Origin of the sequence: Sphingobacterium sp. WOUb80, from assembly GCF_050058145.1 — a bacterium.
Taxonomy (GTDB): Bacteria; Bacteroidota; Bacteroidia; order Sphingobacteriales; family Sphingobacteriaceae; genus Sphingobacterium.
Genome location: NZ_CP165617.1, coordinates 2,359,368 through 2,370,768, shown reverse-complemented (window position 1 = coordinate 2,370,768; position 11,401 = coordinate 2,359,368). Strand labels below are relative to the sequence as shown.

Annotated in this window: 11 protein-coding genes; all 11 read left to right on the top strand. The window is 40.9% G+C overall.

Annotated features, from left to right (window positions below; translation table 11 throughout):
• Positions 1-54 precede the first annotated feature (54 nt).
• The gene (rplU, locus tag AB1Z56_RS09960) at positions 55-366 is read left to right on the top strand and encodes a 50S ribosomal protein L21 (RefSeq protein WP_028068281.1); all 312 of its coding nucleotides are present in this window, start codon (positions 55-57) and stop codon (positions 364-366) included.
• 44 nt (positions 367-410) lie between these two features.
• Entirely contained in the window at positions 411-674 is a 264-nt protein-coding gene (gene rpmA, locus AB1Z56_RS09955; RefSeq protein WP_046672918.1) for a 50S ribosomal protein L27, read from the top strand.
• 332 nt (positions 675-1,006) lie between these two features.
• A complete protein-coding gene (locus tag AB1Z56_RS09950) occupies positions 1,007-1,750 on the top strand; it encodes a hypothetical protein (protein ID WP_115049607.1) in 744 nt (247 codons plus the stop codon).
• Positions 1,751-1,755: 5 nt separating this feature from the next.
• Positions 1,756-2,346 (top strand): hypothetical protein, encoded by a 591-nt coding sequence (locus AB1Z56_RS09945; RefSeq protein WP_075992892.1) that lies wholly within the window; start codon positions 1,756-1,758, stop codon positions 2,344-2,346.
• Between the two features lie 236 nt (positions 2,347-2,582).
• The gene (locus tag AB1Z56_RS09940; RefSeq protein WP_426791937.1) at positions 2,583-3,551 is read left to right on the top strand and encodes a formylglycine-generating enzyme family protein; all 969 of its coding nucleotides are present in this window, start codon (positions 2,583-2,585) and stop codon (positions 3,549-3,551) included.
• A 26-nt stretch (positions 3,552-3,577) separates the two neighbouring features.
• The gene (locus AB1Z56_RS09935) at positions 3,578-4,891 is read left to right on the top strand and encodes a Gfo/Idh/MocA family oxidoreductase (RefSeq protein WP_426791936.1); all 1,314 of its coding nucleotides are present in this window, start codon (positions 3,578-3,580) and stop codon (positions 4,889-4,891) included.
• Positions 4,892-4,903: 12 nt separating this feature from the next.
• The gene (locus AB1Z56_RS09930) at positions 4,904-5,926 is read left to right on the top strand and encodes an FAD:protein FMN transferase (protein WP_426791935.1); all 1,023 of its coding nucleotides are present in this window, start codon (positions 4,904-4,906) and stop codon (positions 5,924-5,926) included.
• A gap of 15 nt (positions 5,927-5,941) precedes the next feature.
• Positions 5,942-6,865: a hydroxypyruvate isomerase family protein gene (locus AB1Z56_RS09925; RefSeq protein ID WP_075992889.1), complete on the top strand. Its 924-nt coding sequence runs from the start codon at positions 5,942-5,944 to the stop codon at positions 6,863-6,865.
• Between the two features lie 96 nt (positions 6,866-6,961).
• Complete coding sequence (locus AB1Z56_RS09920) at positions 6,962-8,206, top strand: MFS transporter (RefSeq protein ID WP_309367092.1); 1,245 nt, start codon at positions 6,962-6,964, stop codon at positions 8,204-8,206.
• A gap of 42 nt (positions 8,207-8,248) precedes the next feature.
• Positions 8,249-9,934, top strand: coding sequence for a GMC oxidoreductase (locus AB1Z56_RS09915; protein WP_426791934.1), 1,686 nt, complete (start codon positions 8,249-8,251; stop codon positions 9,932-9,934).
• A 19-nt stretch (positions 9,935-9,953) separates the two neighbouring features.
• Positions 9,954-11,387: a Gfo/Idh/MocA family protein gene (locus tag AB1Z56_RS09910; protein WP_309367072.1), complete on the top strand. Its 1,434-nt coding sequence runs from the start codon at positions 9,954-9,956 to the stop codon at positions 11,385-11,387.
• The last annotated feature ends 14 nt before the right edge of the window (positions 11,388-11,401 follow it).

The following is an 11,401-nucleotide window of genomic DNA, read 5'->3' as shown; positions in this document are numbered from 1 at the left end:
ATAAAAACTGATTACTTTTGCCCTTCATTTAATAACACATTTAATTAATTAACAATGTACGCAATAGTAAATATAGCAGGACAGCAATTTAAGGTTGCAAAAGACCAGTTCCTTTTTGTACACCGTTTACAAGGAGATGAAGGCGCTAGTATTGAATTTGACAATGTATTGTTAGCAGAAGACGGTGGTAAATTTACCATTGGTACACCTAGCGTTGCTGGTGCAAAAGTTTCGGCTAAAATTTTGTCTCATTTAAAAGGCGATAAAGTTATCGTTTTCAAGAAAAAACGTCGTAAAGGCTACAAAAAGAAAAACGGTCACCGTCAACAATTTTCTAAAATCCAGATCACTGGTATTACGTTATAATTGAATTTTTAATCAGACAAATAGTCTTAAATTAAGATAAAGAAATGGCACACAAAAAAGGTGCGGGTAGTTCTAAGAACGGCCGTGAGTCACATAGCAAGCGTTTAGGTATCAAAATCTTCGGTGGTCAACAAGCAATCGCTGGTAACATCATCGTACGCCAACGCGGTACACAACACAATCCTGACACAAACGTTGGTATTGGTAAAGACCACACATTGTTCGCTTTAGTAGACGGTAAAGTAGTTTTCCGTAAAAAAGCTAACAATAAATCTTATGTATCTGTAGTTCCTACAGAACAAGCGTAAGGTTTTGCAACAATATTGGAAAGGCATCAAGAAATTGATGCCTTTTTTTGTTGTTTATACTTTTAGCTGCTGCTCCACTGTATGTGTTCTTGGGCGATGCGACTGCTGGCGGGCGTTGTCATGGGAGCCGTTAGCCCGAAGCGCTGCTACAGCGGTAATTTATCGGAGTTGGTAATGAGCTCTTTAAGCTTTTGACTTTATTTAAATTGTTATTTTCTGTTAAATGTAACTGCTTTGGTACAATTTTTATAAAGGATAGGTGTTTTTAAGACAATAGGCGAAACATTCCGGAATACCATTGGATGTAAGCACGATTGAATAAATACTTACATATGAAATACAATAAGTTTGGATATGGTTTGTGTGCCGGGTTATTTGCCTGTTCATTTTATTCCTGTAGTTCTATTTACATGCCCAATGTGCCTTCAGCGCCTATGTTTACAGAAGCTGGCGAGGTATATGTTTCCGGCAATATCAATACAAAGGCCAACGTATCGGCCAACCTGGGGGTGGCTGTAACCGACCATGTGGCTGTCATTGCTAATGGTTCCTATGTTGATAATAAATCCAATATCAAAGACTATGCACAAAAGATGGGCGAAGCGGGGATAGGTTATTATACACGCTTTGGTCGGAAAAATAATCGTGTGTTTGAGGTTTACGGGGGGTATGGGCTGGGCAATACCAGTGTGGTTGATAAGCGTTCGTCGACGATGGGACAGGCTATTGTAGAAACGAAGGACATGGATTTTGAAAAGGTTTTTGTGCAGGTGAACTTTTCATCGGAGAAAAAGGATGCCCTGAAATTGTTTGGTAACCGGCATGATATCGATTACGGCACCATCATTCGGCTGAGCAATATGCGTATGAAGAATTTTGCTATTGATGGTCTTCCGGCAGAGAAAGAAGATAATATGCTTATTGAACCTGTATTTTATACAAGAATGGGCTTAGGGAAAGGATGGAAGTTGCAATATACGAACGGTATGGTATTTGGTTTTAAAAGTAATACCTATTTAAAAGCAGGGTACCCATTGTTTACACTGGGAGTTTTATATAAATTTGGAGGAAAATAGTGGCTATGAGCAAGAAAATTTTATTTGGATGTTTGGTTCTGCTGGGGTTGTTTATCTCCGGCTGTGGCGTGAATCGACAAAAGGCACAGATCGAGAACTTGGCGAAATGTAAGTTCGATGTGGAATCGGTGGATAGTATTCGGCTGGCTGGGACATCATTGCAACGACTGATCAGGAATAATCAAATTGACCTGGGAGCGGCGCCGAGCTTGGCATTGGCCTATTTGCGGAAAGATATTCCACTGGATGCAGTTATCAGGCTTAAAATTGATAACCCGACACTCAAAAAAGCGTCCATTAATAAGTTCCAGTATATCATTCTTTACGGTGGACAACAGCTTGTGGAAGGGATTGTCAATCAATCATTACAAATTGAGCCCGGAGAATCTACAGTGGCCAATGTGCGTATAGCAACCAATATCTATGATTTGTTGAAGAATTCGGATTTGCAGGATTTTTTAATGTCAAGCGATGAAAATAAAAAGGGAATATTTACGTTAAAAGTTAAACCTTCTATCAATATTGCAGGGCAGTCGGTGTTCTATCCGGGGTATATTACCATTGATAAAGCAGTAAGTCGTAAGATTCTGCTTTAGGCAGGGGCATACTGTGATAAGATATTAAGGTTTTCCATGGAAATGGAAAACCTTTTTTATTGATCTTGATTTTCAGGCGAGTTAAGTTCCTCAAGGATACTAATCAGCATCTTGCTAAATCGATATTATGAATGGACTATTATGTTAAGAATTAAACTGTAATAAAAAAGTTATAGTGTCAAAGTGTAAAGTATACACCTTATTTTATATTTTAGTCTCTAATTACAAACCTAAATATGTTAAAAAGAATCTTTATTCCTGTTTTGTTATTTGCTGGCGTGCATGCTATGGCTCAGAAGACGTTCGAACCTTATGAGCAACCCATTGAAGGGACTAATCTGACGTTCAAAATGCTAGCAATCCCTGGTGGTAGTTTTAAAATGGGAACTACAAGTGGGGGAAAAGAGGATGAAAAACCTGCACATGAGGTGAAGTTGGATCCATTTTGGATGGGCCAGTATGAAGTAACCTGGGATCTGTTTGAACCATTTCTGTATAAAGATTATGAGATCGCAAAGAGCAAGGACGGTAAAGTGTCGAAAGAGATTGATGCCGTTACACGACCTACCAAACCCTATTTGGATATGACTTTTGGTTTTGGAAAAGAAGGACACCCGGCCTTGGCGATGACCCATTACAATGCCATCCAATTCTGTAAGTGGTTGTATGTCCGTACCGGTGTGTTTTATCGTTTACCAACAGAGGCTGAGTGGGAATATGCTGCGCGAGCTGGTTCAAAGACAACTTATTTTTTCGGTGATCAAGCAAAGCCATTGGCAGATTATGCCTGGTTTAAAGATAATGGTGAACAGAAAACACATATTGTAGGACAGAAGAAACCGAACCCTTGGGGCCTATATGATATTTATGGCAATGTTGCCGAGTGGACTTATGACCAATATAAGGCCGATAGTTACAATGAAGGTAAAGGCAAGGTATTGACTAATCCTGTAGTCGTTCCGACAACCCTGTATTCACATGTTGTACGTGGTGGTGCTTTTGACAGTGGGGCCGAGGACATGCGCTCTGCAGCGCGTGGTGCTTCAGATCCCGTGTGGAAACAGTTGGATCCACAAATTCCAAAAAGTAACTGGTGGTTTCCGGAAGCCCCATTTGTGGGTATGAGACTGGTAAGACCTCTCAATTCACCCAGTCACGAAGAGATTATGGCTTATTACGACAAACAGCCGATCAAAGACTTTTAATATAAAATAATCAATATAAAACTGTTATGGAAAATCTAGAAAGAAGAGATTTTATTAAAACTTCTGCTGTAGTTGCTGGAGGCGCTGTGTTGAGCTCACTGCCTTTATCAGGTGCGTATGCTGCCGGTTCAGATGTTATCAAAGTTGCCTTAGTGGGCTGTGGGGGCCGCGGAACGGGAGCTACATTTGATGCATTAAGCTCGGGAATGAACATTAAAGTGGTGGCACTTGCAGATGCTTTTAAAGATAATTTAGAGAGTACTTATAAAACGCTGAAGGAAAAATGGCAAGATAAGATCGATGTAAGCGACAACCACAAATTTGTGGGCTTCGATGCGTATAAAGATGCGATTCAATTGGCCGATGTTGTTATTTTAGCAACTCCTCCAGGATTTAGACCAATGCATTTTGAGGAAGCAATCCGTCAAGGTAAACATGTTTTCATGGAGAAACCGGTAGCGGTTGATATCCCTGGTGTACAGCAGGTCATCCGTGTGGCTGCAGAAGCTAAACGTAAAAAATTGAATGTTGTGGTTGGTTTGCAACGCCGTTATCAAACGAATTACCGTGAGGCCATCAAACGTATTCACGAAGGTGCGATCGGTGACGTTACCTCTGGACAAGTTTATTGGAACTCAGGTGGTGTATGGGTGCGTCCGCGTAAGCCAGAGCAAACTGAAATGGAGTACCAAATGCGTAACTGGTATTATTTTAACTGGTTGTGTGGCGATCATATCGTTGAGCAACACGTGCACAATATTGATATCGCCAATTGGGTGAAAGGTGCTTATCCCGTATCGATCCAAGGTACAGGGAGCAGAGCACACCGTACCGGAAAAGAGTATGGTGAAATCTATGATAATTTTGCATTAGAATTAACGTATGCTGACAATAGTGTTGTTTATAGTCAATGTAGACACTTCGAAGGTATACATAACCGTGTAGACGAGCAATTCCAGGCAACAAAAGGCCGTGCTTATCTTTCTGCAGGTGGACAGGCTGTATTGTACGACTGGAAGGGAAAAGAAATCTATCGCCACGATGCGAAGGGCAATCCAAACCCTTATCAACAAGAGCATAAAGAACTTTTCACGGCAATTTCGAAAGGCGAATATAAATTTGATAATGCAGAATATGGTGCTTATAGTACGTTGACAGGTATTATCGGGCGTATCGCTTGTTATACAGGTAAGGTGATCAAATGGGATGAAGCCTTGAAATCTACCATCAAATTGGGACCAGATGTGCTTGCTTGGGATGCTAAACCAAAATTACTTCCGGATGCAGAAGGTTTTTACCCTGTTGCGATGCCTGGTCAAAACACCAACTTATATATTTAAGCTATTGGGCCGATGGGATTAAGGTGGAATTTGTGTCTTCTATTTTTTGTTACGATTTTTTGCATTGATTTACAGGCGCAAATACCATCAACGAAACTCCATAAAATTCGGCTGGAGGGACCCGCGCAGGGTACCCAATTCCATATTACTTACTTCGCTTCCGACAGTCTTGTTCGACGGTCGGAAGTTGACAGTATTTTAACGACGATCGATTTGTCGATGTCAATTTACCGCAAGGACTCGAGGATATCCAAGTTCAATACAGATACGGTAATGTCTATTGTGATGGATAGCCACATGGCAAAGGTGATAAAAGCTTCCTTTAAATACCATAAATTATCGAAAGGTCAATTCGATATTACTATTGCCCCGCTGGTCAACCTATGGGGCTTTGGTGCTAATAGGAGCCCGGTCGCCCCAGATTCGGCGACGGTGCTAAAAGCGAAGGAACTGGTGGGAATGCACTACTTGGAAATCAGTGGCAATCGGCTGATCAAAAAGAAAAAAGGGGTTAAAATTGATGTCAATGGTATTGCGCAGGGTTATACGGTGGATGTTTTGGCCGACTATCTGGGACGAAAGGGAATTGCCAATTATATGGTAGAAGTAGGTGGTGAAATCAGGGCTTTGGGAACTCCACCAGGAGGACAGGGCTTTTCCATTGGTATTGTTCAGCCCGATGATGCGGGCGGGGAGGAATTGATGACCGCTGTTGCGCAGCTCAAAGAAGGAGCGCTGACAACGGCCGGCAGTTTTGAGAAGTTTATTCAATACAAAGGGAAAAAATTGGGTCATCATATCGACCCTGTTTCGGGTTTTCCATACATGACCGATATATTGAGTGTTAGCGTCTATGCAAAGACTGCCATGGAAGCGGATGCACTGGATAATTATTTTATGGGCATGGAACCCGAACAAATTAAGACAAAGGCCAAAAAAATGAAAGGTGTGGAGGTTTTTGTCATTTTTAAAAATAAAAATCAGTCCATAGAAACGATTTATTCGGATGGATTTGGTAAATTATTTAAAAATTAATCAATTATAAATAAAATGAAGAGATCGGATTTTATTAAAGGTAGTCTTTTGGCCGCCGGGGCAGGACTAGCTGGACAGACTTTTGCGTCAACAACTCAAAATACAGCAAATACGATGGATAAAGGAAAGACATTCAACTTAAATTATGCCCCGCATCAGGGGATGTTCAAAAATCATGCAGGTGATAATTTCTTGGATGAAATTCGGTATATGTATGATTTGGGATTCCGTGGAATAGAAGATAATGGCTATTTGGGCAGAACATTGGACGAGCAGAAGAAGATCGGTGATTTATTGGCCAAGTTAGGCATGACCATGGGTGTATTTGTTGTGGATGGCGGACAAAACTGGATGCCTTCTTTAGCGACAGGAAAACAAGAGTATTTAGACAAGTTCGTCGAAACATGCAAGAAGTCTGTCGAAGCTGCCAAGCGTTGTAATGCGAAATGGCTGACTGTGGTACCTGGCTTTTATGAAAGAAAACTGCCTTGGGGTAATCAGTTCAGCAACATATTGACTGCAATGCGTAAGGGGGCGGAGATCTTTGAACCACATGGTTTGGTGATGGTATTGGAAACGTTAAGTGATACACCAGATTTATTTTTGCAGCAAACACATGAGACGTATGCTTTATGTAAGGCCGTGAACAGTCCGTCATGTAAAATTTTATATGATATTTATCATATGCAACGTACCGAGGGAGATTTAATTGCAAATATGAATCGTTGCTGGGATGAAATTGCGTATATTCAAATCGGCGATAATCCGGGTCGTAAAGAACCGACTACGGGCGAGATCAATTATAAAAACGTATTCAAACATATTCATAGTAAAGGATATAAGGGTATCATGGGGATGGAACATGGTATTTCCAAGCCTGGTAAAGAGGGTGAGGATCGCTTGGTGGCGGCATATCGCGAGGTGGATAGCTTTTTGTAATATTTTAATAGTGTACTATTGACAATTAGATTTAATTTCTTAAATTGAGCAGGTAAAACCAATTAGTAGTATTGTAAAACACCATTTTTTTTTATGATTTCATCAACAATAAAATTTAAACTATCCTTTATGATGTTCCTCGAATTTTTTATTTGGGGGGGATGGTTTGTCACATTAGGTACTTTCTTGAGCAAAAATCTACATGCAACGGATTTTGAAATGGCCAATGTATTTTCAACACAATCATTGGGAGCGATTATCGCGCCTTTTATTGTCGGAATGATTGCAGACCGTTATTTTAATGCGGAGCGTATTTTGGGTGTTTTACACTTGGTTGGCGCAGTATTAATGTATCAGATGTATGGTGCTGCAGACATGTCTACTTTTTATCCGTATGTATTGGCTTATATGGTGCTTTACATGCCAACATTGGCCTTAGCGAGCTCCGTTTCGTTTCGCCAATTGACCAATCCGGAAAAACAATTTTCAGGAATACGTATCTGGGGAACAATTGGCTGGATTGTAGCAGGTTTAGCAATCAGTTATATCTTTAGATGGGATGCTGCTGCTTCAGAAGGAGCTTTGAAAAATACCTTCTTAATGTCAGGTGTAGCTTCATTGGTACTAGGTGTATTTTCCTTCGCGTTGCCTAAAACGCCGCCGGTTAAATTGGATGAAAACGAAAAACCATCATTTGCATCAATCATTGGTCTGGATGCGATCAAATTGTTGAAAGACAAAAACTTTTTGATCTTTTTCGTTTCTTCGGTATTGATCTGTATTCCATTGGCATTTTATTATTCAAATGCAAACTTGTTCCTGACCGAAATAGGATTGGAAAATCCAACGGGTAAGATGACAATTGGTCAGGCATCTGAGGTATTGTTCTTATTGGCCTTACCAGTTTTCTTTACAAAATTTGGCTTCAAGAAAACAATTTTGGTCGGTATGTTGGCTTGGGTGATCCGTTACCTGTTATTTGCTTATGGCAATGCAGGTGAATTATCGTTTATGTTGTTGATCGGTATTGCATTGCACGGTATCTGTTATGACTTTTTCTTTGTTTCGGGACAGATTTATACAGATAGCAAAGCAGGTGTTAAATATAAATCGGCAGCACAGGGCCTGATCACGCTGGCAACCTATGGTGTTGGACAGTTGATCGGTTTCTGGGTAGCAAGTTATGTTGGAGATAAGTACAAAGAATTGAAAGCAACTGATATGGCTGGATTCTGGAATCATACCTGGGTTGTACCTGCAATTATCGCAGCTGTTGTATTTTTTATCTTTTTAGCTTTATTTAAGGACGAAAAGATTGACAGTACAAATGCTGCACACTAAACAGAAAAAATAACTATTTAAAAACAAATAATTAGAAGAGAGATGGCAACAAATACTTATGACGCAATTGTAATCGGTTCGGGGATAAGTGGTGGATGGGCTGCGAAAGAATTGACAGAGAAAGGGCTGAAAACAATTATGCTGGAGCGTGGTCGTAACATTGAACACATCAAGGATTACACTGCGCCAAATAAAAATCCATGGGAATGGCCTCATGCTGGTGGTCGTACGCAACAAATGATCGAAGATTATCCGGTTTTGCGTAGAGATTATCCGTTGAATGAGAAGAACCTGGATTTTTGGGTAAATGAAAAAGAGAGTCCATATACAGAAGTAAAACGTTTTGACTGGTACCGTGGGTATCATGTTGGTGGACGTTCTTTAATGTGGGGAAGACAATCTTATCGTTTGGGCGATTTGGATTTTGAAGCTAACTTAAAAGATGGTCACGGTGTAGATTGGCCGATTCGTTATAAGGATATTGCCCCTTGGTATAGTTATGCTGAAAAATTTGCTGGTATCTCTGGAAATAGAGATGGTGTGCCTTCTTTACCAGATGGAGATTACATGCCGGCAATGGCGATGAACATTGTTGAAAAAGACCTAGCTGAGCGTTTGAAAAAACAATACGGTGGTCAACGTCATTTCATCATGGGTAGAACAGCCAACATTACTGTTCCACATCATGACCGTGTAAATTGTCAATATCAAAATCAATGTTGGTTGGGCTGTAATTTTGGTGCTTATTTCAGTACGCAATCTGCGACTTTACCAGCAGCTAAAAAAACAAATAACCTTACGTTACGTCCTTTCTCGATCGTAACAAAGATTATCTACGATAAAAACACGAAAAAGGCAAAAGGTGTTGAGATTGTTGATGCTGAAACAAACCAAACTTATGAGTTTTTCGCTAAAGTAATTTTTGTTTGTGCATCTGCATTGAACTCGACTTGGGTGTTGATGAACTCGGCTACAGATGTTTGGGAAGGTGGTCTTGGTAGCAGTAGCGGTGAATTGGGCCACAATTTGATGGATCACCATTTCCGTTGTGGTGCTGGTGGTAAAGTTGACGGTTATTTGGATAGCTATGTATTCGGTCGTAGGCCGACAGGTTTATATGTACCACGTTTTGTGAACGTAGAAGGTGATACCAAAAAACGTGACTATGTACGTGGATTTGGGTATCAAGGTGCTGCGGGCCGTGGCCGTTGGACTGGTGCTGTTGCCGAGATGGAAGTCGGTGGTGCATGGAAAGATGCTATCTGTGAGCCAGGTGACTGGACTGTTGGCTTCACCGCTTTTGGAGAAACCTTGCCTTATCACGAAAATAAAATTACACTTGACAAGAGCAAAAAAGATAAATGGGGTTTACCTGTATTGTCTTTTGACGCTGAGATCAAGGATAATGAATTGAAGATGCGTGGTGACATGCAAAATGAAATGAAGGAAATGTTGGAAAGCATTGGCGTAAAAGATACGTATACGTACGATAACGTATATGGTTTGGGCCAAGGTATCCACGAAATGGGAACTGCCCGTATGGGACGTGATCCGAAAACTTCAGTATTAAATGGTAACAACCAAGTTTGGGATGCATTGAATGTATTCGTGACTGACGGTGCATGTATGACTTCTGCAGGTTGTGTCAACCCTTCATTGACGTATATGGCGCTTACTGCTCGTGCGGTTGATTTCGCAGTGAGCGAATTGAAAAAAGGTAACATCTAATAGCTAAAGATTGATAACAATGGAAAATAACTCAAATAAGACGAGTAGAAGAGGTTTTATAAAGAGCGCGGCAACAGCTGCTGCGGCTTTTATGATCGTCCCTCGCCATGTATTGGGCGGAAATGGCTTTACAGCTCCAAGTGACAAATTACAAGTAGCAGGTATTGGTGTAGGGGGTAAAGGTTTTAGTGACATCAATGCATTCCATGATTCAGGAAAAGCAGATTTAGCTTTCTTGTGTGATGTGGACGATCGTCGCGCTGCCGGTGCATTGAAACGCTACCCAAAAGCAAAATATTACAAAGACTACCGTGAGATGTTGGATAAGGAGCACAAACGTATAGAAGCCGTTTCTGTATCAACTCCAGATCATCAACATGCGATTCAAGCGCTTGCAGCTATGCAATTAGGCAAACACGTGTATGTTCAAAAACCGTTGACACACGATGTATGGGAAGCGAGAGCATTGACGCATGCAGCTAAGAAATATAAAGTGGTTACCCAAATGGGAAATCAAGGTGCATCGAATGATGGACCACGTTTTGTACGCGAATGGTACGAAGCAGGTCTGATCGGTGATGTACACACTGTATATTGTTGGACAGATCGTCCGGTATGGCCTTCAGGTATTGCATGGCCTACTGGTAAAGCTGAAATTCCAAAAGAATTGGATTGGGACCTTTGGTTAGGTACAGCACCGCATAAAGAGTATGTCGATAAATTGGTACCTTTCAACTGGCGTGGCTGGTGGGATTATGGTACTGGTGCATTGGGCGATATGGGTTGTCACTTGTTGGAAGTTCCTTTCAGTACCTTAGGATTGACGTATGTACAAGATGTACAGGCAACTGTAGGATCGGTGTATGTGGATGAATTCAAACGCGGATATTTCCCTGAAAGCTGTCCTCCATCGAGCCATGCGACATTAACTTTCCCTAAAACAGCACGTACAAATGGTCCTGTTACTTTACATTGGATGGATGGTGGTATTCAGCCTGCTCGTCCGGATGAATTAGGTCCAAACGAAATTTTTGGTGACGGTGGTAATGGTATCTTGCTTGTTGGTACAAAAGGTAAAATCCTTGCCGATACATATGGCCAGAATGCACGCTTGTTGCCGACTTCAAGAAAAGAGCAAGTGGCACAGAAATATGCCCGTGTTCAAGGACAAGAAGGCGGACACTATGCACAATGGGTTGAAGCTTGTCAAGCTGGATACGGCAAGAAAGAAGTGAGTTCACCTTTTGAAATAGCAGGTCCGTTGACAGAAGCTTTATTAATGGCTAACCTGGCGATCAGAGGTGCTGATTTACGTATTGATGGTAAATACCCTGGACGTAACTTAAAATTGTTGTGGGATAACGATAACATGCGTGTCACCAATTTTGATAACGTCAATCAATATGTAAAACGTAATTACAGACAAGGTTGGGAAATGAAATATAATTTCTAAAATTAAGATATTTA